Below are 20,512 nucleotides of genomic sequence, written 5' to 3' on the forward strand. Positions count from 1 at the left end.
CGGAACAGAAGCTCGCCGCGCCGCAGTTCGCCGCGCGCTGAACCCGCACCCTCGCCACGTCCGAGTGCCATCCTCGGCCCATGAGCACCCCCACGCCCCTCACCCTTCCCGACGGCCGTCGCTTCCCCCTGCTGACCGGTGGTGAGCGGCCCCTGCTCGAGAGCTGGCTCGACTTCCACCGGGCCACGCTGGAGTTGAAGTGCGCGGGGCTGGACGACGCCCAACTGCGGTGCGCTTCGGCCGAGCCCTCGACTTTGACCCTGCTGGGGCTCCTCCAGCACCTCACCGAGGTCGAACGCAACTGGTTCCAGCGGGCGTTCGGGGACACCAGGATGCCCCCGGTGTTCGAGGAGCAGACGGGCTACCGGCTCAGCCCGGAGCGCGGGATCGAGGAGACGCTCGCCGTGTGGCGGCGTGAGATCGCCCGCGGGCGCGAGGTCTGCGCGGGCCGCTCGCTCGACGACGTGGGGCGGATCCCCGGCCACAACCCCTGGGCCGGGACGGAGGTCAGCCTCCGCTGGGTGTACGTGCACATGATCGAGGAGTACGCCCGCCACAACGGCCACGCGGACATCGTGCGGGAACGCATCGACGGAGCGACCGGCTTCTGAAATCGGCATTACCCGGCGAGCCACCTTCCCCGTAATTCTCGAATTCCCTTCAGCACAGCTCCCCGCATTCTTCTGCCCGCTTTCCCGTACCCTAAACACAGAGATTTCAGACGCCACGAACAGCGATATCCGGGCAGCCGCCACACCCGTCACCAAGGTGTGACCGATACCACATCGCGCCCTGATTGCCGGTTATCTGCCGGACAAATCACCATCAATCCCCGGGGTCTCGCGTGGCCGTACGCGCCCGCGTGATAACACACGAGGCCTTTGCCCGTAACCCCGCCCGGCGATGCGATCTCGCATTCACCTGGGTAAATTCCATTCACATGACCGCCGCACAAGCAGACCTGCAAGCGGAATTCCTGGAATTGCCGGGGGACGTACGGATCGACCGTCCGGAGGTGTCGGACGGGGCCGCTCTCTGGCGCCTCGCCAAGGACTCCGAAGCCCTCGACCTCAACTCCTCCTACAGCTATCTGCTGTGGTGCCGTGACTTCGCCGGCACCTCGGCGGTGGCGCGTACCGGCGACGGGCGACCCGTCGGGTTCGTCACGGCGTATCTGCGGCCCGACCGCCCCCGCACCCTGCTGGTGTGGCAGGTCGCGGTGGACGCCGCCCACCGCGGACACGGGCTCGCGGCGCGCATGCTCGACGCGCTCATGGCACGGGTGAGGTCCGAGCACGGGGTGACCGGGATGGAGACGACGATCACCCCCGGCAACACCGCCTCCGAACGGCTCTTCACCTCCTTCGCCACCCGGCACGGCGCACGGCTCGAACGCGATGTCCTGTTCGAGGCACGCCAGTTCCCCGACGGACCGCACGACCCCGAGGTCCTCTACCGCATAGGCCTGCCCGCGGCCACGACTGCGGCGACCGCGTAGACCCGCGGCCCGACCCGCACGCCGCACGCACTCCGCACGCACTCCGCCCGCGTCCCACGCCCCCTGTCCCACGCACTCCGTACCTCCCCCACATACCGAGGAGCGTTTCCGCGTGACCATCACCCAGCCAGACCTCAGCGTCTTCGAGACCCTGGAGTCGGAGGTGCGCAGCTACTGCCGCGGCTGGCCCACCGTCTTCGACCATGCGCGGGGCAGCCGCATGTACGACGAGGACGGGCACGAGTACCTCGACTTCTTCGCCGGCGCCGGATCACTCAACTACGGCCACAACAACCCCGTACTGAAACGGGCGTTGATCGACTACCTGGAGCGGGACGGCGTCACCCACGGGCTCGACATGTCCACCGTCGCCAAGCGCTCGTTCCTGCGCGCCTTCAAGGAACTGGTCCTGGCGCCGCGCGACTTGCCGTACAAGGTCATGTTCCCGGGCCCCACCGGCACCAACGCCGTAGAGTCCGCACTCAAGTTGGCCCGCAAGGTGAAGGGGCGCGAGTCGATCGTGTCCTTCACCAACGCCTTCCACGGGATGTCCCTCGGGTCCCTTGCCGTCACCGGCAACGCCTTTAAGCGCGCGGGCGCAGGAATCCCGCTCGTCCACGGGACACCCATGCCCTTCGACCAGTATCTCGACGGCGCGGTCCCGGACTTCCTGTGGTTCGAGCGACTGTTGGAGGACCAGGGGTCCGGGCTGAACCGGCCCGCCGCCGTCATCGTGGAGACCGTCCAGGGCGAGGGCGGCATCAACGTGGCCCGGCCCGAGTGGCTGCGGTCCCTCGCCGACCTGTGCGCACGGCGCGACATGCTGCTGATCGTCGACGACATCCAGATGGGCTGCGGCCGGACCGGCGCGTTCTTCTCCTTCGAGGAGGCGGGGATCGTGCCGGACATCGTCACCGTGTCCAAGTCCATCAGCGGCTACGGACTCCCCATGTCGCTGTGCCTGTTCAAGCCGGAGCTGGACCTCTGGGAGCCGGGCGAGCACAACGGCACCTTCCGCGGCAACAACCCCGCGTTCGTCACGGCCACCGCCACGCTGGAGACCTACTGGAGCGACGGGTCGGCCATGGAGAAGCAGACCCGGGCGCGCGGTGAGCAGGTCGAGCAGGAGCTGATCTCGATCACCGAGGAGAACCTCGCCGACGTCAGGGAGTATCGCGGGCGCGGGCTGGTGTGGGGCCTGGAGTTCCACGACCGGACACGGGCCGAGCGGGTCGCGCGGCGCGCCTTCGACCTCGGGCTGCTGATCGAGACTTCGGGCCCCGAGAGCGAGGTCGTCAAGCTGCTCCCGGCCCTGACCATCACCCCCGACGAGCTGGACGAGGGCCTCGGCGTCCTCGCCCGCGCCGTCCGCGAGACCGCCTGACGCTCCGTCAAGGCGCCGCAGGCAGAACCAAACAGGACAAGCACCAAACAGAACAACCAAGCAGGACAAGAACCGAGAGCACTAGAACCGAGCAGCACAAGCACCGAGTAGGAGGCGTCGCAGCACCGTGATCGTCCGTTCGTTCAAGGAGATCGAAGGCACCGACCGGCATGTGAAGGCCGCGTCCGGCACCTGGGAGAGCAAGCGCATCGTCCTCGCCAAGGAGAAGGTCGGCTTCTCCCTGCACGAGACGATCCTGTACGCGGGCACGGAGACGACGATGTGGTACGCGAACCACATCGAGGCCGTCGTCTGCGTCGAGGGTGAGGCCGAACTCACCGACCACGAGACCGGGAAGACGTACACGATCACCCCGGGGACCATGTACCTCCTCAACGGGCACGAGCGGCACACGCTGCGGGTCGTGGAGGACTTCCGCTGTCTGTGCGTCTTCAACCCGCCCGTGACCGGACGGGAGGACCACGACGAGCGGGGCGTCTACCCCCTGCTCACCGAGGAGGTGTGAGCGCGCCGTGACTTCCGATCTGTACCCCACCCGCGGCACCGCCGAGGTGTCCGTCCCGCGCCAGGACCCGGTGGTCTGGGGCGCGCCGGGCACCCCGGGACCGTTCTCCGTCGCCGACCTCCAGGCGTACGAACGCGACGGCTTCTTCGGTGTCGACGCGCTGCTCACCGAGGACGAAGTCGCCCGCTACCACCGGGAGTTGCAGCGGCTGGTCACCGACCCGGCGGTGCGCGCGGACGAGCGGTCGGTGCTGGAGCCGAGGTCGAAGGAGATCCGGTCCGTCTTCGAAGTGCACCGGATCAGCGAGGTGTTCGCGGAGCTGGTGCGCGACGAGCGCGTGGCCGGGCGGGCGCGGCAGATCCTCGGCTCGGATGTGTACGTCCACCAGTCGCGGATCAACGTCAAGCCCGGCTTCGGGGCCAGCGGCTTCTACTGGCACTCCGACTTCGAGACCTGGCACGCCGAGGACGGTCTGCCGCACATGCGGACGGTGTCCGTCTCGATCGCGCTGACCGAGAACCACGACACCAACGGCAGCCTCATGATCATGCCGGGTTCGCACCGGACGTTCCTGGGGTGCGCCGGGGCCACGCCGAAGGACAACTACAAGAAGTCGCTGCAGATGCAGGACGCGGGTACGCCGTCGGACGCGGCGCTGACCGCGATGGCGAGCAGCCACGGCATCAACTTGTTCACGGGCAGGGCGGGTTCGGCGACCTGGTTCGACTGCAACTGCATGCACGGCTCCGGGGACAACATCACCCCGTTCCCGCGCAGCAACGTCTTCATCGTGTTCAACAGCGTGGAGAACGCGGCGGTGGAACCGTTCGCGGCGCCGGTGCGCAGGCCGGAGTTCATCGGGGCGAGGGACTTCACGCCGGTGCGCTGAGCGAGCGCCGCTGAACGAGCACCGCTGAGCGGGCTGCCCGTCCTTCACAGGACCGGCGGCCCGCTCGGCCGTGCGCTGGGCTCAGTCGGCCAGGACGTCCAGGAGTCGGTCGACGTCCGTCGGGGTGTTGTAGAGGTGGAAGGCGACCCGCAGGTTGCCCGCGCGGTCCGAGACCTCGACGCCCGCCTGGCTCAACTCGCCCTGGCGGTGCCCCAGTTCGGGAACGGAGACGATCGGGGAGCCCGGGGCGGGTACCGGTGCGACGTCCAGGGTGCGCAGGCCGTCCCGGAAGCGGTCGGCGAGGGCGAGGTCATGGGTGCGGACCCGCTCCACGCCGAGTTGCTCCAGCAGTTCGAGGGAGCGGCGGGCGCCCGCGTAGGCGAAGGGGGCGGGGCTCTCGTCGAACCGCCGGGCGGAGTGGGCGAGTTCGGCGACCGGTCCGTAGCAACTGTCCCAGGGTTCCTCACCGGCCACCCAGCCCGCGAAGAGCGGGGTGAGGGACCCGAGGTCGTCCGGGACCACCAGGAAGGTCACCCCGCGCGGGCACAGCAGCCACTTGAAGGCGACGGAGGCGACGTAGTCGTACGCCCCCGCGTCGAACTCCAGCCATCCGGCGGCCTGGGACGCGTCCACGTACGTACGGGCGCCATGCTCACGCGCGGACGCCCGCACGGCGGACAGGTCGGCGATACGGCCGTCGGCGGACTGCGCGGCGCTGACCGCGACGAGCGCCGTACCGGGGCGTACGGACTCGGCGATCCGCTCGAGCGGGACCGTACGGACCGTGAGGTCACCGCGCACATGGAAGGGGTTCACCAGGGAGCTGAAGTCGCCCTCGGCGGTGAGCACCTCGGCGCCCTTCGGCAGCGAGGCCGCGATCAGCCCGGTGTAGACGGCGACCGAGGCCCCTGCCGCCACCCGCCGGACGGGAACGCCCATCAGCCGGGCGAAGGAGGCACGGGCGGCCTCGACATCGGTGGACATGTCGGCCGGCTGCCCGGCGGCGGCCGACTCCAGCGCGCCCCGCATGCTCTCCACGGTGCGCGCCGGAAGCAGCCCGGTGCTCGCGGTGTTCAGATAGGTGTTCTTCGGAGCGAACTCGGCCTGGACGAGGGTCTCGAAGGTCTCCATGGCACCACTGTGCGACCCCCCGAGCCCCAAGTCCATCGCGAACCGCCGCGCGAGTCCGGCGGCCCAGGGCTCGGGAACTAGCCGACGAAGTACGTCGGGTTCGGGAGCTTGTAGCGCTTGTCGGCGTGGCCTCCGTCGAGGTCCGAGTACTGGTCGCCGAAGTTGGCGATGATGTTGTACCCGAGGGACTCGATGTGCGCGCGGGTACCCGACTTGTACTGCACGGTCGTGCACTTCCACGTGCCCGGCGTGGCGCAGGAGTTCAGGTAGGCGGGCGGGTTGGCGGTGTCCTTGAGGAAGATGTGCGCGGCGTCGAGGTCGACGTCCGCACCGACCTTCTTCAGGTTCTCGACCGCGTAGGCGCGCTGCGACTCGTTCAGGCCGGAGTTGTAGAAGACCTCGACGCCCTTGGCCTTGGCGTAGTTGATCAGGTCCGGGGTGCCGGGGACGGCCGGGCGGTCGGCCTTGGCCACGTAGTCGGCCCAGGTCGCCGAGTTGTAGGTGTAGTTGGTCTTCTTCTCGTAGTCGAGGCTGAGCAGCAGGGTGTCGTCGATGTCGAAGACGACCGCGGGCTTCTGCCCCTTGTGCTGCGCCTTGCGGGACGCCTGGTCGATGTACTTCTTGGCGTCCGCCTCGATACCGGTGAGGTCCTTGACGTACTGGCTGTCCGCGGACGGCTGGTACACGCCGTTGCTGTCGAGCGTGGTGCCGTAGTAGGTGTCGATGTCCTTGACCAGGACGCCGATGTTGTACGGCTCCTTGGTCGAGTTCGCCGTCGACTGACCGGCGGTGGCGGCACCCGCGCCGTACAGGGCGGCACCGGCCACGGCACAGGCGGCGGCGAGGGACACGAGACGAAGTGGCTTCTGCATGACTGGATTTCTACGCGCGTCACCCCCACGCGCGCGAGCCCTGTTGCCCGATCGATATCTCCGGGCCGGCGATTCACAGGCTCGTTCACGCGTACGTACGGGGCCGTTCACGACAGTGACGGTGACTCAGCCGACTCGGCGTCACCGACCGGGCTTCTAGGGCATCTGCCCGATCCGCGCCCCACCGTCTTAGCACCACGCTGTCCAGCCATGACGAAGACATGGACCGGTGCGCGTGTGCTGCGCGACCGTAACGCGGGGCTCTATCTGGGCGGGGTGGTGGTCTCCGGCTTCGGCACCTCGGCGATGTGGCTGGCGGCCGGGGTGTGGGTCAAGGACCTCACGGGCTCGAACGGCCTGGCCGCCCTGTGCCTGCTCGCCATGTGGGCGCCGTCCCTGATCGGCCCCGCCCTTGGCACACTCGCCGACCGCACCCGCCGCAAGCCGCTGCTGATCGGCACGAACCTGGCCCTGGCGGCCGTCCTGCTCGCCCTCTTCGCCGTCGGCTCCCCGGGCCGGGTGTGGCTCGTGTACGTGGTGCTGTTCCTGTACGGCGCGGCGGGGATCGTGCACGACGCGGCCGAGTCGGCGCTGGTCACCGCCGCCGTCGACAGTTCCCTGCTCGGCGACTTCAACGGGCTGCGGATGACGGCCACCGAGGGCATGAAGCTCGTGGCGCCGCTGACGGGGGCGGGTGTGTACGCGGTCTACGGCGGCCCGGCCGTGGCCCTCCTGGACGCGGTCACGTTCGTCCTGGCCACCGGCCTGTACGCGGGTCTGCGCGTCCGCGAGAGCCGCCCGGAGCCGCCCACCACGGGCTGGCGCGCGCAGACGGCCGAGGGCGCCCGCTACCTGTGGGCGCACCCGCGGCTGCGGCCCCTGGTGCTGGCGGGCGGCATCACGATGCTCTGCGCGGGCGTCAACGGCGCGCTGATCTACGCCGTCGTCGACGGGCTCGGGCACGCCCCCTCGTACGCCGGTGTGCTCGCCGCCGTCCAGGGGCTCGGCTCGGTGGCGGTGGGGCTGACCTCGGGCGCCGCGCTGCGCCGCCTCGGCGCGCGCCGCTTCGCGGGCTGGGGCATCGCCGTGGTGGCCGCCGGGGTGGCGCTGCGGGCGATCCCGTCCGACCCGGTGGCGCTGGTGTGCAGCGCGGCGATCGGAGTGGGCCTGCCCTGCGCTCTGATCGCCGCGTTCACCACGGTGCAGCGCGAAACGCCCGACCGACTGCTGGGCCGTACGGCCGCCACGGCGAGCACCCTGGTCTTCGCGCCGAACGCGATCGGGCTCGCGGTGGGCGCCGGGCTGGTCGATCCGCTCGGCCATCGGGTGGTGCTCGTGGTGCTGGGAGTGCTTCTGCCCTGGGCGGCGCTCCCGCTGCGTCAACGCCCGGCTTGGGTAAGGGAACGGCAAAGGGGTGTCGCTCGTTGACCCGGCATGACCGCTATGACCCCCGGCTCGAACATCCCTCTCGCCGTCGCCCGTGTGACGGTGGACGTCGCCGCCCCGGTACGGCTCGACGTGTCGGGCCTGCTGCTCACCGCCGACGGCAAGGTGCGCTCGGACGACGACTTCATCTTCTACAACCAACCATCAGGACCGGGGGTGACCTACCGCTCGGGCGGCGGCACCGCCCCCGACGCGATCACCGTCGACACGGCCTCCCTCCCCCCGGACATCGAGAAGATCGTCGTCACGGCGAGCCCCGACGCCGCGGGCCAGACCTTCCAGGGCATCGAGCCGACGGCCACGATCCGCAGCGCGGACGACCACGGCGTGCTGGCCACGTTCACCCCGCCCCGGCTCGGCTCGGAGACGGCCCTGGTCGTCGTGGAGATCTACCGGCGCAACGGCCAGTGGAAGGCCCGCGCCGTCGGCCAGGGATATGCCGACGGACTGGCGGGCATCGCCACGGACTTCGGTGTCACGGTGGAGGAACCCACCCCCGCGCCGCAGCCGATGGCGCCCCCGCAGGCCGTGCCGCAGATGCCGGTGACCGCTCCCCCGCCGCCGTCCGCCCCGCCCACGGTCGGCACCGGCGCCGGCGTCGGCGCCGGGAAGATCAACCTCGACAAGGGCCGGGTCAGCCTCCAGAAGAACCAGACGGTGTCCCTCGTCAAGGGCGGCCGGCCGCTGCTCTCCCAGGTGAGAATGGGCCTCGGCTGGGAGCCCGCGTTCCGCGGCAAGGACATCGACCTGGACGCCTCCGTCATCGCGTACGGCCCGCAGCGCAACCACATCGACAGTTGCTACTTCGGCAAGCTGTCGATCCTGAACGGCGCGATCAAGCACTCCGGCGACAACCTCACGGGCGAGGGCGGCGGTGACGACGAGGTGATCGTGGTCGACCTCGGCCGCGTGCCGCAGGACGTCACGGGCCTGGTCTTCACCGTGAACTCGTTCTCCGGGCAGAAGTTCACGGAGGTCGCCAAGGCCTACTGCCGTCTGGTCGACGCCGCCTCCGGCGAGGAACTCGTCCGCTTCGACCTCACGCGGACCGAGCCGCAGACCGGCGTGATGATGGCCAAGCTCATCCGCACGTTCACCGGCGAGTGGGAGATGACGGCCATGGGCGACTACCTCAAGGCCCGTACGGTACGGAACATGGTGAAGCCCGCGGCGCAGGCGCTGTGACCGGCCGTCCGCTGTAACCCACCGTCATCGAGCATCGACGCGAAGGGGCCCGCACCATGGTCGTGGTGCGGGCCCCTCGCAGCGGTCGGTCGCTCAACTCCCGTGCTGGGAGCGCGCCTTGAACGCGGCCTTCCGGGCCGCCTTCGCCACCTTCTTGTCGGGGTGCAGACGCCCCATCGCCTCCAGGACCTCCGCGGTGGCCGGGTGGTCCACCCGCCAGGCCGTCGCGAAGAAGCCGCTGTGCTGGGCCGCCAACCCCTCGACCAGGGCCTGCAGTTCCTCCGAGTTGCCTTCGGCGGCCAGTTGCGCGGCCACCGTGTCGACGGTCAGCCAGAAGACCATCGCCTCCGAGGGCGCGGGCACGTCCGCCGCGCCGTTCTCGGTGAGCCAGACCCGCGCGAGACCGCCCAGCTCCTGGTCGTCCAGCACCTCCCGCAGCGCGGGCTCGGCCTCCGTACCGACCAGGGAGAGCGCCTGCTGACAGCGCAGCCGGCGCAGCGGCGCGCCCAGGTCCGTCCCGCGGGCTGCCGCGAGCAACTCCCGGGCCGCGGCGAGCGGTTCGCGCCGCGCCAGCCACTGCTCCGTCTCCGCCTGCGCCGCGGCGGCCGGGAAGACGGACGTGCTGTCGAGCAGCGCGTCCGCGCCCTTGTCCGCCAGTTCCCCGACGGTCGGCGCGCTCACTCCGGCCTCCTCCAGCCGGGTCCGCACCCCGTACAGTCCGAGCGGAGTCAACCGCACCATCCCGTACCGGCTGACGTCGGTGTCGTCCACGGGGGCCGCGGGCTCCTCGTCGACATCGGCCATCAGCGCCTCGTCCACCGGCTGGAAGTCCACGAGCCCGATCGGCTCCAGCAGCCGGAACTGGTCGTCGAGGCGCATCATGGCGTCCGACACCTGCTCCAGGACGTCGTCGGTGGGCTCGCCCATGTCGTCGGGCACGATCATCGACGCGGCGAGGACGGGCAGCGGCACCGGCCCGTCGCCGGGGCCGTCCTCGCTGACGGTCAGCAGATAGAGGTTGGCGAGGACGCCGTCGAGGAACTCGGCCTCCGCCTCCAGGTCCCAGTCGAGGGAGGAGAGGTCGATCTCCCCGTCCTCGTCCACGGCGTCGACCAGGTCGTCGAGGTCGGGCACGCTCGCGTCGGCGAGCACGGTCTCCAGCGCGCCGAGCCACACGCCGAGCACATCGCCGGGGCTGCCGCTGGTCAGCAGCGCGAGGTCGGCGCCCTGGGTGACCGTGCCCTCCTCCTCGTCGACGACCTCGACGAGTCCGGTGTCGATGGCGACGCGCCAGGCCTCACTGGTCCAGGCGGCGGCGTCCTCGTCGCTCAGCCCGAGTACCTCGGCCGCGGCGGGCACCTGCTCCTCCACCAGCTCACCCCCGGCGTCGACACGGGTGTCCGGACCGGCCCAGCGGGCGAGCAGGGCGGCGCGGGAGAGCAGCGGTGCGGCAAGCGCGTCCCGCGCGAGCTCCGCTTCGGAGCGCAGCCGAACCGGCGGCAAGGGCGAGCTGTCTGACATCTGCGGGATCTCCTCGGGCCGTACGGAGTCACGGGGGCGGCGCCCCGAAGCACACAGGCCAGCCTAGACGGATTTCCGCCCATGCCGCCCGGTTCCCCTCCAGAACCGGCGCCGCAGCGGCCGTGGCGTTGACAACGGGCCTGGCCGCAGCGGCGGTTGAGGCCCGCGGCGACCGTCGGATCGCGTCGCCCCGGCTTGACCCGGCATGCCTTCGATACAGCGTTGCTGATCAATACTGTGCAGAAGATGTAAGTAGCACTTCACGGTCGCGTTGCCGAGACTACTGCCATGACGACACCGGCTCTTCCCGCCCACCCCTTCGGCCGCGCCCTGTGCGCGATGATCACGCCCTTCACCGACTCGGGCGCCCTCGACCTGGACGGAGCGCAGTCGCTCGCCGACCGGCTGATCACCCAGGGCTGCGACGGCCTCGTCCTCTCGGGCACCACGGGCGAGTCACCGACCACGTCCGACGCCGAGAAGTCCGCGCTGGTACGGGCGGTGCGCGAGGCGGTCGACGGGCGGGCGTCGATCGTGGCGGGGGTCGGCACTTCGGACACCCCGCACACCGTGGAGCTGGCGCGGGCGGCGGAGAAGGCGGGCGCGGACGGTCTGCTGGTGGTCACGCCGTACTACAGCCGCCCTCCGCAGGACGCGGTCGAGGCCCACTTCCGCGAGGTCGCGGACGCCTCCGGGCTGCCGGTCATGCTGTACGACATCCCGGGCCGCACCGGCACCCGGATCGAACCCGACACGATGATCCGGCTCGCCGGGCATCCGCGGATCGTGGCGGTCAAGGACTGCGCGTACGACCTGCTCGGCAGCCAGAAGGTGATGGAGCGCACCGAGTTTGCGTACTACGCGGGCTGCGACGAGCAGGTGCTCGCGCTGTACGCGGTCGGCGGCGCCGGATACGTGAGCACGGTGGCCAACGCGCTGCCCCACTGGTTCCGCGCGATCCTGGACGCGTTCGACGCGGGCAGGACGGCCGAGGCCGCCCGGCTTCAGCAACGCGTCGTACGACTGGTCGAGTTGATGATGGCCTCCGGTCTGCCCGGCACGGTCACCGCGAAGGCCCTGCTCGACGGACTCGGCCTGCCCGCGGGCCCGGTCCGCGCGCCACTGCGCCCCGCGGCCCCGGAGACGGTCGACGCGCTGCTGGACGAGTACGAGCGGCTGATGTACACGAGCGACTGAGGTCCGACGACCCCGTCGGCCTGGCATGATCCGAACGAGAGGCCCTGAGCGCCCTCCCGGGCCGTCAGGGGCACGGAAGGGCGCTCGTGAGGGAAGTGCGCTCAGCCGGTGGTCAGTTGTGGCTGTGCAGGATCTCGTTCAGACCGCCCCAGACCGCGTTGTTCGGGCGGGCCTCGACCGCGCCGGTCACGGAGTTGCGGCGGAAGAGGATGTTCGAGGCGCCGGACAGCTCACGGGCCTTGACGATCTCGCCGTCGGGCATGGTGACCCGCGTACCGGCGGTGACGTACAGGCCCGCCTCGACGACACATTCGTCACCGAGGGCGATGCCCACGCCCGCCTCGGCGCCGATCAGGCAGCGCTCACCGATGGAGATGATCACGTTGCCTCCACCCGAGAGCGTGCCCATGGTGGAGGCGCCGCCGCCGATGTCCGAGCCGTCGCCGACGACGACGCCCGCGGAGATACGGCCCTCGACCATGGAGGAACCGAGCGTGCCCGCGTTGAAGTTGACGAAGCCCTCGTGCATGACCGTGGTGCCCTCGGCCAGGTGCGCGCCCAGGCGGACCCGGTCGGCGTCGGCGATACGGACACCCTTGGGGACGACGTAGTCCGTCATGCGCGGGAACTTGTCGATCGAGGTCACCTGGAGGTGCAGCCCCTCGGCGCGCGCGTTGAGCCGTACCGTCTCGACGGTGTCCACGGCGACCGGGCCGAGCGAGGTCCAAGCGACGTTGGCGAGGAAGCCGAAGATGCCGTCCAGGTTCTGGCCGTGCGGCTTGACCAGGCGGTGCGAGAGCAGGTGGAGGCGCAGGTAGGCGTCGTGCGCGTCGAGCGGCTTCTCCTCCAGCGAGGCGATGACCGTACGGACCGCGATCACCTCGACGCCACGGCGGGCGTCCCTGCCGACGGCCTTCGCGACGCCGGAACCGAGCAGCTCCACGGCGCGCGCGGCGGACAGCCGCTCGGTGCCGGAGGGACCAAGGCCCTCGGCACTCGCGGTGGCGAGTTCGGGCGCGGGGAACCAGGTGTCGAGAACGGTGCCGTCGGCGGCGAGGGTGGCGAGGCCGGCGGCCACGGCACCGGTGGTGCGGGGAGCAGTCGTGTCGGTCATAGGGGAAACCTAACGTGGCGCGGGGCGTGCGGCGAAACCACGCCCGGGTCAGGGGGTGCCGCCCAGGACGCGCCCGAGCATCTCGCGCGCGTACGCCTCGTCGTACGGCGCGCCGGTCAGCAGGACCTGCAGGCAGATCCCGTCCATCAGCGCGAGCAGGGCGCGCGCGGTGACCGGGTCGGTACGCCGGGCCAGCCGCTCGGCGGTCTCCTCGGTCCACTCGGCGGCGACGGGGCGCAGGGCGGGGCGCCGCAGGGCCGCGAGATACAGCTCGTACTCCAGCTCGACGCCGGTGTGGTCGCCGCCCAGCCAGGCGCCCAGCGCGCGGGCGAGCCCTTCCGCGAGGTCGCCGCCGGTGTCCTCCAGCAGGCCGCTGGCGGTGAGGACCCGGGAGAAGCCCTCGTTGGCCTGCCGCAGCGCGGCGACCAGCAGTTCGTCGAGGGTCGTGAAGTGGTAGGTGGTGGAGCCGAGCGGCACGTCGGCCTCGGCGGCGACGGAGCGGTGGCTCAGCCCGGCGATGCCCTTGCGGCCGACCACCCGGATCGCGGCGTCGATGATCCGCTGCCGCCGCTCGGGGTCGTAGCGCCGTGACATCAGTGCGCGCCTCCCAGGTTGAGGACCACCACGCCGACGACGATCAGCGTGAGTCCGGCGACCTTCGCGAGGGTCACGCCCTCTCCGAAGAGCACCAGCCCGATCCCGGCCACGGCGGCCGTGCCGACCCCCGACCAGATCGCATAGGCCGTGCCGATCGACAACGTCTTCAGGGTCTGCGCGAGCAGCAGGAACGACAGGACATAGCCGAGCAGGGTGACCAGCGAGGGCCACAGCCTGCTGAATCCCTCGCTGTACTTCATGGCGGTCGTGGCGACGACTTCGGAGGCTATGGCCCCGGCGAGGAAGGCGAATCCCATGTGTACGAGTGTACGCATCGTTGTGTACGGCCGTACACAACGGCTGACCTGCGACGACGGGCTGCGACGACGGCCGCCGAGGGACCCGTGAACGGCGAGGACCCCCGGCACGCTGCCGGGGGTCCTCACACGGTCGTGGTGTCGACGTCGGGGTGGTCGACGTCTCAGACGTTGAACCCCAGCGCCCGAAGCTGCTCGCGGCCCTCGTCCGTGATCTTGTCGGGGCCCCACGGCGGCATCCAGACCCAGTTGATGCGCAACTCGCCGACCAGACCGTCCGTGGCGGACTTGGCCTGGTCCTCGATGACATCCGTCAGCGGGCAGGCCGCCGAGGTCAGGGTCATGTCGACGGTGGCGATGTTCGCCTCCGCGTCGATGTGGATGCCGTAGATGAGGCCGAGGTTGACGACATCGATGCCCAGCTCGGGGTCGACGACGTCCATCAGGGCCTCGCGGAGCTCCTCCTCCGAGACCGGCTTCATCTCCACGGTGTCGCTCATGCCGTCTTCCTTTCGGCGTCGGCTCCGCCCAGCACCTGGGCCGTCGCGTCCTTCCACGCCATCCAGCTCAGGAGGGCGCACTTCACCCGCGCCGGGTACTTGGAGACCCCCGCGAACGCCACCGCGTCCTCCAGGATCTCCTCCATCTCGTCGTCGGGTTCGACCCGGCCCCGGGACTGCATCAGCTCCAGGAAGGTCTCCTGGATCCGCTGCGCCTCGGCCAGGTCCTTGCCGACGAGGAGATCGTTCAGTACGGACGCCGAGGCCTGGCTGATGGAGCAGCCCTGGCCCTCGTAGGAGACGTCCTCGATCGTCGTTCCGTCGTACTTCACGCGAAGGGTGATCTCGTCGCCGCACGTCGGGTTCACATGGTGCACCTCGGCGTCGCCGTCCCTCAGACCACGCCCGTGCGGGTTCTTGTAGTGGTCCAGGATGACGTCCTGGTACATGGAGTCCAGCTTCACGCCTCAGCCCCTCATCCGAAGAAGTTCCGTACGTGCTCCAGGCCGTCGACCAGGGCGTCGATCTCGGCAGGCGTGGAGTACAGATAGAACGACGCTCGGGTGGTCGCAGGAATTCCGTAGCGCAGGCAGACGGGGCGGGCGCAGTGGTGGCCGACCCGGACGGCGATGCCCTGTTCGTCGAGGACCTGGCCCACGTCGTGCGGGTGGATGTCACCCAGCGTGAAGGAGATCGCCGCGCCCCGGTCCTCGGCCGTGGCGGGGCCGATGATCCGCAGGCCGGGGACCTCCGCCAGCCGCTTCACCGCGTACTCGGTGAGCGCGTGCTCATGGGCGAGGACGCGGTCCATGCCGATGGAGTTCAGGTAGTCGATCGCCGCGCCGAGACCGACCGCCTGGGCGATCGGCGGGGTGCCCGCCTCGAACTTGTGGGGCGCGGGGGCGTAGGTCGAGGAGTGCATCGACACCGTCTCGATCATCTCGCCGCCGCCGAGGAACGGAGGCAGGTCCTCCAGCAGCTCCTGGCGGCCCCACAGCACGCCGATGCCGGTCGGGCCGCACATCTTGTGGCCCGTGAAGGCCACGAAGTCGGCCTGGAGGGCCTGGACGTCCAGCGGCATGTGCGGCGCGGCCTGCGAGGCGTCGACGCACACCAGCGCGCCGACCTCCTGCGCCCGGCGCACGATCGCCTCGACCGGGTTCACCGTGCCCAGGATGTTGGACACGAGCACGAAGGACACGATCTTCGTCTTCTCCGTGATGACCTCGTCGATGTTCGACAGGTCGAGGCGGCCGTCGTCCGTGAGGCCGAACCACTTCAGCTTCGCGCCCGTGCGCTGCGCGAGCAACTGCCACGGCACGATGTTGGAGTGGTGCTCCATCTCCGTGATGACGATCTCGGTGTCGCGGTCCACCCGGTAGGGCTCGTCGGCCCAACCGAGCATGTTCGCCACGAGGTTGAGCGATTCGGAGGCGTTCTTGGTGAAGACCACCTCGTCGCGGCTCGGCGCGTTGATGAACGCGGCGACCTTGTCGCGCGCGCCCTCGTACAGCGCCGTGGCCTCCTCGGCGAGCACATGCACACCGCGGTGGACATTGGCGTTGTGCTCTTCGTAGTACTCGGAGAGAACGTCGAGCACCTGGCGCGGCGTCTGCGAGGTCGCCGCGTTGTCCAGGTACACCAGCTTCTTACCGTCGTGGACCTGCCGGTCCAGGATGGGGAAGTCCTTGCGGATCGCCTCTGTGTCGAGGAGGCCCGGCAACTGTGTCACGCGGCACCCTCCTTTGAGTTCGCTCCGCTCACGGGGCCACCCTTCACGTAAGCCTCGTAGCCCTCGTTCTCCAGCTTGTCCGCCAGCTCCGGGCCGCCGGACTCGACGATGCGGCCACCGGCGAAGACATGGACATGGTCGGGCTTGATGTAGCGCAGGATGCGCGTGTAGTGCGTGATCAGCAGCGTGCCGACCTCGCCGGACTCGCGGACGCGGTTGACGCCCTCGGAGACGATGCGCAGCGCGTCGACGTCCAGACCGGAGTCCGTCTCGTCCAGGATCGCGACCTTGGGCTTGAGCAGTTCGAGTTGGAGGATCTCGTGGCGCTTCTTCTCACCGCCGGAGAAGCCCTCGTTCACGTTGCGCTCGGCGAAGGAGGCGTCCATGTGGAGGCGCTCCATGGCCCCCTTGACCTCCTTGACCCAGGTGCGCAGCTTCGGCGCCTCGCCGCGGACGGCCGTGGCGGAGGTCCGCAGGAAGTTGGAGACGGAGACACCGGGGACCTCGACCGGGTACTGCATGGCGAGGAACAGGCCCGCACGGGCGCGCTCGTCGACGGACATCGCGAGGACGTCCTCGCCGTCGAGCAGCACGGTGCCGCTGGTGATCGTGTACTTCGGGTGACCCGCGAGCGAGTAGGCGAGCGTCGACTTGCCGGAGCCGTTGGGGCCCATGATGGCGTGCGTCTCGCCCTGCTTCACGGTGAGGTCGACGCCCTTGAGGATCTCCTTCGTGGCGTTGTCGGCCTCGACGGTGACGTGCAGGTCTCGGATTTCAAGCGTTGCCATGGGGCCTCAGGACTCCTGGGTGAGGGAGACGAGCACATCGTCCCCTTCGATCTTTACGGGGTATACGGGGACGGGGCGCGTCGCGGGAAGACCGGACGGCTTGCCGGTGCGGAGGTCGAAGCTGGAGCCGTGCAGCCAGCACTCGATCTGACAGTCCTCCACCTCGCCCTCGGAGAGCGAGACGTTCGCGTGGGAGCAGATGTCGTAGATGGCGAACACCTCTCCCTCGGTCCGCACGATCGAGACCGGCGTGCCGTCGAGTTCCACCCGCTTCGGGGTGCCCTCCTCCAGCTCGCTCAGTCCGCAGACGCGTACGAAGGTCGAGTCCGTCATGCGACCGACGCCTCCAGCTCCTCTTCGATCCTGGCGATCAGGCGCTCCTCGATGTCCTGGACGCCGATCTGCTGGACCAGCTCGGCGAAGAAGCCGCGGACCACCAGGCGGCGGGCCTCGTGCTCCGGGATGCCTCGGGCCATCAGGTAGAAGAGCTGCTCGTCGTCGAAGCGGCCGGTCGCGGAGGCGTGGCCGGCGCCGACGATCTCACCGGTCTCGATCTCCAGGTTGGGGACCGAGTCGACGCGCGCGCCGTCCGTGAGGACGAGGTTGCGGTTCATCTCGTAGGTGTCGGTGCCCTCGGCCTTGGCCTCGATGAGCACGTCACCGATCCACACGGCGTGCGCGTCGTCGCCCTGGAGGGCGCCCTTGTAGGCGACGTTCGACTTGCAGTGCGGGGTGTTGTGGTCGACGAAGAGGCGGTGCTCCTGGTGCTGGCCCTGGTCGGTGAAGTACAGGCCGTACAGCTCGGCCTCACCGCCGGTGGCGGCGTACTCCACGCGGGGGTAGAGCCGGACCAGGTCGCCGCCGAAGGTCACGACGACCGACTTGAAGTGGGCGTCCCGGCCGATACGGGCGTTGTGCTGGCCCGCGTGCACGGCCTTCTCGTCCCAGTCCTGGACCGAGACGACGGTCAGCTTGGCGCCGTCGCCCACGACGAAGTCGACGTTCGCGGCGAAGACCGCGTCACCGGTGTGGTCGAGGACGACGACCGCCTCGGCGAAGGCGCCCAGCTCGATCACCTGGTGGCCGAAGGCGACCCCGCCCTCGCCGTGCACCGCGATACGGACCGGTTCGGTGAGGACGGTCTCCTTGGGGACGGTCACGACCGAGGCCGTCTCGAAGGCCGAGTAGGCCTGGGCGGCGACGCGGTCCACGGGGACGCCCGCCTTGCCGAGCCGTGCGTCGTCGCGGCCGACGGTCTCCACGAGGACGCCCTCGGGGGCCTCGACGGTGATCTTCACGCCCGTGCCGTTGGCGACGGCGGTCCCGTCGTGCAGACCGCGCAGCCGCTCCAGCGGCGTGAAGCGCCACTCCTCCTCGCGGCCGTGGGGCACGGGGAAGTCCGCGACGTCGAAGGACGGCGGCGCGCTCATACGGGTCGCGACGGTCGACTCGGCCGCCACCGCGATCTGGCCGGCGGTGGTGGAGCCCACCGGGACCGGGTTCTTCTGAGCCTCAGCCATGGCTGTCGTTGTGCTCTCTTCCTACGTCAGTGGTGATCTTCGGCCCGCCCCGTACGGGCGGGCCATGCCGCTTCGAGGGGGGCGGTCAGCCGACCGCGCCCTCCATCTGCAGCTCGATCAGCCGGTTCAGCTCGAGGGCGTACTCCATGGGCAGCTCCTTGGCGATCGGCTCGACGAAGCCGCGCACGATCATCGCCATCGCCTCGAACTCGCTCAGACCGCGGCTCATCAGGTAGAAGAGCTGGTCCTCGGAGACCTTGGAGACGGTCGCCTCGTGGCCCATGGACACGTCGTCCTCGCGGACGTCGACGTACGGGTAGGTGTCGGACCGCGAGATCGTGTCGACCAGCAGCGCGTCGCAGAGCACGTTGGACTTGGAGCCCGGGGCGCCCTCGCCGATCTCGACCAGGCCGCGGTACGAGGTGCGGCCACCGCCGCGCGCCACCGACTTGGAGACGATGTTGGACGAGGTGTTCGGCGCCATGTGGACCATCTTGGAACCGGCGTCCTGGTGCTGGCCCTCGCCCGCGAAGGCGATGGACAGGGTCTCGCCCCTGGCGTGCTCGCCCATCAGGTAGACGGCCGGGTACTTCATCGTCACCTTGGAGCCGATGTTGCCGTCGATCCACTCCATGGTCGCGCCCTCGTAGGCGACGGCGCGCTTGGTGACCAGGTTGTAGACGTTGTTCGACCAGTTCTGGATGGTCGTGTAACGGCAGCGGGCGTTCTTCTTGACGATGATCTCGACGACCGCGGAGTGCAGCGAGTCCGACTTGTAGATCGGCGCCGTGCAGCCCTCGACGTAGTGCACATAGGCACCCTCGTCGACGATGATCAGGGTCCGCTCGAACTGGCCCATGTTCTCCGTGTTGATCCGGAAGTAGGCCTGGAGCGGGATCTCCACGTGCACGCCCGGCGGCACGTAGATGAAGGAGCCACCGGACCACACGGCGCTGTTCAGCGAGGCGAACTTGTTGTCACCGACGGGGATGACCGTCCCGAAGTACTCCTTGAAGAGTTCCGGGTGCTCCTTCAGCGCGGTGTCGGTGTCCAGGAAGATGACGCCCTGCTCCTCCAGGTCCTCGCGGATCTGGTGGTAAACGACCTCGGACTCGTACTGCGCGGCGACACCGGCCACGAGGCGCTGCTTCTCCGCCTCGGGGATGCCGAGCTTGTCGTACGTGTTCTTGATGTCCTCGGGCAGGTCCTCCCAGGACTCCGCCTGCTTCTCCGTGGAGCGCACGAAGTACTTGATGTTGTCGAAGTCGATGCCCGACAGGTCCGAGCCCCAGTTGGGAAGCGGCTTCTTCTCGAAGAGCCGCAGGCCCTTCAGGCGCAGCTTGGTCATCCACTCCGGCTCGGACTTCTTCGCCGAGATGTCGCGGACGACGTCCTCGTTCAGACCGCGCTTCGCCGCAGCACCGGCCTCGTCGGAGTCGGCCCAGCCGTATTCGTAGTTGCCCAGGCCCTCGAGTTCGGGGTGGGCAGTCTCCGTGGGGAGAGTCATGCGGGGTTCCTCCCGGCCGTGCTGGCAGATGCGTTGTGAGTGGTCTTCTTGGGGTGCTTGGCGCTCTTGGCGCTGTGCGGCGCCTTGGGGATGAACGTCGTACAGACGCCGTCGCCGTGCGCGATCGTCGCGAGTCGCTGGACGTGCGTGCCGAGCAGTTCGGAGAAGACCTCCGTCTCGACCTCGCAGAGCTGCGGGAACTCCTCCGCGACATGGACGACCGGGCAGTGGTGCTGACAGAGCTGCTCGCCGACCGGTGCGCTGCGCGCCGTAGCAGCGTACCCGTCCGCGCTCAAGGCCTTGGCCAGCGCTTCGGTGCGATCCTCGGGGCCGGCTGCCTCGATCGCCTGGCGGTAGGCGGTCGCCTGCTCGGCGAGCCGCGCGCGCGCGAAGGCGACGACGGCCTCGTCCCCGCCGCACTGCTGCTGGATCCAGCGCAGGGCGTCCGCGGCCAGCTTGTCGTAGGACTGGTCGAAGGCGTCGCGGCCGCAGTCGGTGAGCGCGAAGACCTTGGCGGGACGACCACGCGTCCGCGCCCCGTAGACACGCTGCTCACGGGCTTCCACGACGTCGTCGGCGACCAGTGCGTCCAGATGCCGCCGTACGGCCGCCTGAGTGAGGCCCAACCGCCCGGCCAGCTCGGCGACGGTCGACGGCCCGTGATCCAGGATGGATCGCGCGACGCGGTTGCGCGTGGAGCGCTCACCGGTCGCGAACTCCTCCTGCGGGGGCCCCACGGGGGTCTCCCGAGCCTCGCCGACGTTTTTCACAACGCCATTGTTGCGTAA

The 20,512-nt window shown here is 69.8% G+C and carries 22 protein-coding genes; 8 read left to right on the plus strand and 14 right to left on the minus strand.

The window, feature by feature from the left end; translation table 11 throughout:
* Nucleotides 1-80: 80 nt before the first annotated feature.
* The 5 genes from NGF19_RS02320 to thpD all read left to right on the plus strand — a co-directional run bounded on the left by NGF19_RS02320 (nucleotide 81) and on the right by thpD (nucleotide 4,297).
* Entirely contained in the window at nucleotides 81-611 is a 531-nt protein-coding gene (locus tag NGF19_RS02320; protein ID WP_252421780.1) for a DinB family protein, read from the plus strand.
* Nucleotides 612-940: 329 nt separating this feature from the next.
* Entirely contained in the window at nucleotides 941-1,498 is a 558-nt protein-coding gene (gene ectA / locus NGF19_RS02325) for a diaminobutyrate acetyltransferase (RefSeq protein WP_252421782.1), read from the plus strand.
* 112 nt (nucleotides 1,499-1,610) lie between these two features.
* On the plus strand, nucleotides 1,611-2,882 hold the full coding sequence (gene ectB / locus NGF19_RS02330) for a diaminobutyrate--2-oxoglutarate transaminase (RefSeq protein WP_252421784.1): 1,272 nt from the start codon (nucleotides 1,611-1,613) through the stop codon (nucleotides 2,880-2,882).
* 127 nt (nucleotides 2,883-3,009) lie between these two features.
* Nucleotides 3,010-3,408 (plus strand): ectoine synthase, encoded by a 399-nt coding sequence (locus NGF19_RS02335; RefSeq protein ID WP_252421786.1) that lies wholly within the window; start codon nucleotides 3,010-3,012, stop codon nucleotides 3,406-3,408.
* Nucleotides 3,409-3,415: 7 nt separating this feature from the next.
* The gene (gene thpD, locus NGF19_RS02340) at nucleotides 3,416-4,297 is read left to right on the plus strand and encodes an ectoine hydroxylase (RefSeq protein WP_252421787.1); all 882 of its coding nucleotides are present in this window, start codon (nucleotides 3,416-3,418) and stop codon (nucleotides 4,295-4,297) included.
* 81 nt (nucleotides 4,298-4,378) lie between these two features.
* Here the strand turns inward: thpD and NGF19_RS02345 are convergent, their stop codons facing one another.
* Nucleotides 4,379-5,428 (minus strand): aminotransferase class V-fold PLP-dependent enzyme, encoded by a 1,050-nt coding sequence (locus NGF19_RS02345; RefSeq protein ID WP_252421788.1) that lies wholly within the window; start codon nucleotides 5,426-5,428, stop codon nucleotides 4,379-4,381.
* A 77-nt stretch (nucleotides 5,429-5,505) separates the two neighbouring features.
* Nucleotides 5,506-6,300: an HAD family acid phosphatase gene (locus NGF19_RS02350; RefSeq protein WP_252421789.1), complete on the minus strand. Its 795-nt coding sequence runs from the start codon at nucleotides 6,298-6,300 to the stop codon at nucleotides 5,506-5,508.
* 210 nt (nucleotides 6,301-6,510) lie between these two features.
* Here NGF19_RS02350 and NGF19_RS02355 point away from each other — a divergent pair, with 210 nt between their 5' ends.
* Nucleotides 6,511-7,728, plus strand: coding sequence for an MFS transporter (locus NGF19_RS02355; RefSeq protein ID WP_252421790.1), 1,218 nt, complete (start codon nucleotides 6,511-6,513; stop codon nucleotides 7,726-7,728).
* Between the two features lie 15 nt (nucleotides 7,729-7,743).
* Nucleotides 7,744-8,931 (plus strand): TerD family protein, encoded by a 1,188-nt coding sequence (locus NGF19_RS02360; protein ID WP_252422207.1) that lies wholly within the window; start codon nucleotides 7,744-7,746, stop codon nucleotides 8,929-8,931.
* Nucleotides 8,932-9,024: 93 nt separating this feature from the next.
* On the opposite strand, the gene NGF19_RS02365 is transcribed toward NGF19_RS02360, so the two are convergent.
* Nucleotides 9,025-10,452 (minus strand): hypothetical protein, encoded by a 1,428-nt coding sequence (locus NGF19_RS02365; protein ID WP_252421791.1) that lies wholly within the window; start codon nucleotides 10,450-10,452, stop codon nucleotides 9,025-9,027.
* A gap of 288 nt (nucleotides 10,453-10,740) precedes the next feature.
* Here NGF19_RS02365 and dapA point away from each other — a divergent pair, with 288 nt between their 5' ends.
* Nucleotides 10,741-11,649 carry a 4-hydroxy-tetrahydrodipicolinate synthase gene (dapA, locus tag NGF19_RS02370; protein WP_252421792.1) on the plus strand — a complete coding sequence of 303 codons (909 nt, stop codon included), beginning with the start codon at nucleotides 10,741-10,743 and terminating at the stop codon, nucleotides 11,647-11,649.
* A gap of 112 nt (nucleotides 11,650-11,761) precedes the next feature.
* On the opposite strand, the gene dapD is transcribed toward dapA, so the two are convergent.
* The 11 genes from dapD to NGF19_RS02425 form a co-directional block, all read right to left on the minus strand.
* Nucleotides 11,762-12,763 carry a 2,3,4,5-tetrahydropyridine-2,6-dicarboxylate N-succinyltransferase gene (gene dapD, locus NGF19_RS02375; protein ID WP_252421793.1) on the minus strand — a complete coding sequence of 334 codons (1,002 nt, stop codon included), beginning with the start codon at nucleotides 12,761-12,763 and terminating at the stop codon, nucleotides 11,762-11,764.
* Between the two features lie 48 nt (nucleotides 12,764-12,811).
* Nucleotides 12,812-13,357 (minus strand): TetR/AcrR family transcriptional regulator, encoded by a 546-nt coding sequence (locus tag NGF19_RS02380; RefSeq protein WP_252421794.1) that lies wholly within the window; start codon nucleotides 13,355-13,357, stop codon nucleotides 12,812-12,814.
* On the minus strand, nucleotides 13,357-13,677 hold the full coding sequence (locus NGF19_RS02385) for a DMT family transporter (protein WP_252421796.1): 321 nt from the start codon (nucleotides 13,675-13,677) through the stop codon (nucleotides 13,357-13,359). The genes NGF19_RS02380 and NGF19_RS02385 overlap by 1 nt, the downstream gene beginning before the upstream one ends.
* A 164-nt stretch (nucleotides 13,678-13,841) precedes the next feature.
* A complete protein-coding gene (locus NGF19_RS02390; protein WP_252421798.1) occupies nucleotides 13,842-14,177 on the minus strand; it encodes a metal-sulfur cluster assembly factor in 336 nt (111 codons plus the stop codon).
* A complete protein-coding gene (sufU, locus tag NGF19_RS02395) occupies nucleotides 14,174-14,641 on the minus strand; it encodes a Fe-S cluster assembly sulfur transfer protein SufU (protein WP_252421799.1) in 468 nt (155 codons plus the stop codon). Before sufU ends, NGF19_RS02390 begins: the two co-directional genes overlap by 4 nt.
* Before the next feature lie 11 nt (nucleotides 14,642-14,652).
* The gene (locus NGF19_RS02400) at nucleotides 14,653-15,909 is read right to left on the minus strand and encodes a cysteine desulfurase (protein ID WP_252421800.1); all 1,257 of its coding nucleotides are present in this window, start codon (nucleotides 15,907-15,909) and stop codon (nucleotides 14,653-14,655) included.
* Complete coding sequence (sufC, locus tag NGF19_RS02405; RefSeq protein ID WP_252421801.1) at nucleotides 15,906-16,697, minus strand: Fe-S cluster assembly ATPase SufC; 792 nt, start codon at nucleotides 16,695-16,697, stop codon at nucleotides 15,906-15,908. The genes NGF19_RS02400 and sufC overlap by 4 nt, the downstream gene beginning before the upstream one ends.
* Before the next feature lie 6 nt (nucleotides 16,698-16,703).
* The gene (locus NGF19_RS02410) at nucleotides 16,704-17,030 is read right to left on the minus strand and encodes a bifunctional 3-phenylpropionate/cinnamic acid dioxygenase ferredoxin subunit (protein WP_252421802.1); all 327 of its coding nucleotides are present in this window, start codon (nucleotides 17,028-17,030) and stop codon (nucleotides 16,704-16,706) included.
* Nucleotides 17,027-18,217: a Fe-S cluster assembly protein SufD gene (gene sufD, locus NGF19_RS02415; protein WP_252421803.1), complete on the minus strand. Its 1,191-nt coding sequence runs from the start codon at nucleotides 18,215-18,217 to the stop codon at nucleotides 17,027-17,029. Before sufD ends, NGF19_RS02410 begins: the two co-directional genes overlap by 4 nt.
* A gap of 85 nt (nucleotides 18,218-18,302) precedes the next feature.
* A complete protein-coding gene (gene sufB, locus NGF19_RS02420; protein WP_252421804.1) occupies nucleotides 18,303-19,724 on the minus strand; it encodes a Fe-S cluster assembly protein SufB in 1,422 nt (473 codons plus the stop codon).
* Complete coding sequence (locus NGF19_RS02425; protein ID WP_252421805.1) at nucleotides 19,721-20,494, minus strand: helix-turn-helix transcriptional regulator; 774 nt, start codon at nucleotides 20,492-20,494, stop codon at nucleotides 19,721-19,723. Before NGF19_RS02425 ends, sufB begins: the two co-directional genes overlap by 4 nt.
* Nucleotides 20,495-20,512: the final 18 nt, after the last annotated feature.

Source organism: Streptomyces macrolidinus, from assembly GCF_023887685.1.
Lineage (GTDB): Bacteria > Actinomycetota > Actinomycetes > Streptomycetales > Streptomycetaceae > Streptomyces > Streptomyces macrolidinus.

Coding starts and splice junctions, on each gene's coding strand:
- NGF19_RS02320 (WP_252421780.1), top strand. CDS start 81: ATGAGCACCCCCACGCCCCTCACCCTTCCCGACGGCCGTCGCTTCCCC.
- ectA (WP_252421782.1), top strand. CDS start 941: ATGACCGCCGCACAAGCAGACCTGCAAGCGGAATTCCTGGAATTGCCG.
- NGF19_RS02345 (WP_252421788.1), bottom strand. CDS start 5,428: ATGGAGACCTTCGAGACCCTCGTCCAGGCCGAGTTCGCTCCGAAGAAC.
- NGF19_RS02350 (WP_252421789.1), bottom strand. CDS start 6,300: ATGCAGAAGCCACTTCGTCTCGTGTCCCTCGCCGCCGCCTGTGCCGTG.
- NGF19_RS02355 (WP_252421790.1), top strand. CDS start 6,511: ATGACGAAGACATGGACCGGTGCGCGTGTGCTGCGCGACCGTAACGCG.
- NGF19_RS02360 (WP_252422207.1), top strand. CDS start 7,744: ATGACCCCCGGCTCGAACATCCCTCTCGCCGTCGCCCGTGTGACGGTG.
- NGF19_RS02365 (WP_252421791.1), bottom strand. CDS start 10,452: ATGTCAGACAGCTCGCCCTTGCCGCCGGTTCGGCTGCGCTCCGAAGCG.
- dapA (WP_252421792.1), top strand. CDS start 10,741: ATGACGACACCGGCTCTTCCCGCCCACCCCTTCGGCCGCGCCCTGTGC.
- dapD (WP_252421793.1), bottom strand. CDS start 12,763: ATGACCGACACGACTGCTCCCCGCACCACCGGTGCCGTGGCCGCCGGC.
- NGF19_RS02380 (WP_252421794.1), bottom strand. CDS start 13,357: ATGTCACGGCGCTACGACCCCGAGCGGCGGCAGCGGATCATCGACGCC.
- NGF19_RS02385 (WP_252421796.1), bottom strand. CDS start 13,677: ATGGGATTCGCCTTCCTCGCCGGGGCCATAGCCTCCGAAGTCGTCGCC.
- NGF19_RS02390 (WP_252421798.1), bottom strand. CDS start 14,177: ATGAGCGACACCGTGGAGATGAAGCCGGTCTCGGAGGAGGAGCTCCGC.
- sufC (WP_252421801.1), bottom strand. CDS start 16,697: ATGGCAACGCTTGAAATCCGAGACCTGCACGTCACCGTCGAGGCCGAC.
- NGF19_RS02410 (WP_252421802.1), bottom strand. CDS start 17,030: ATGACGGACTCGACCTTCGTACGCGTCTGCGGACTGAGCGAGCTGGAG.
- sufD (WP_252421803.1), bottom strand. CDS start 18,217: ATGGCTGAGGCTCAGAAGAACCCGGTCCCGGTGGGCTCCACCACCGCC.
- sufB (WP_252421804.1), bottom strand. CDS start 19,724: ATGACTCTCCCCACGGAGACTGCCCACCCCGAACTCGAGGGCCTGGGC.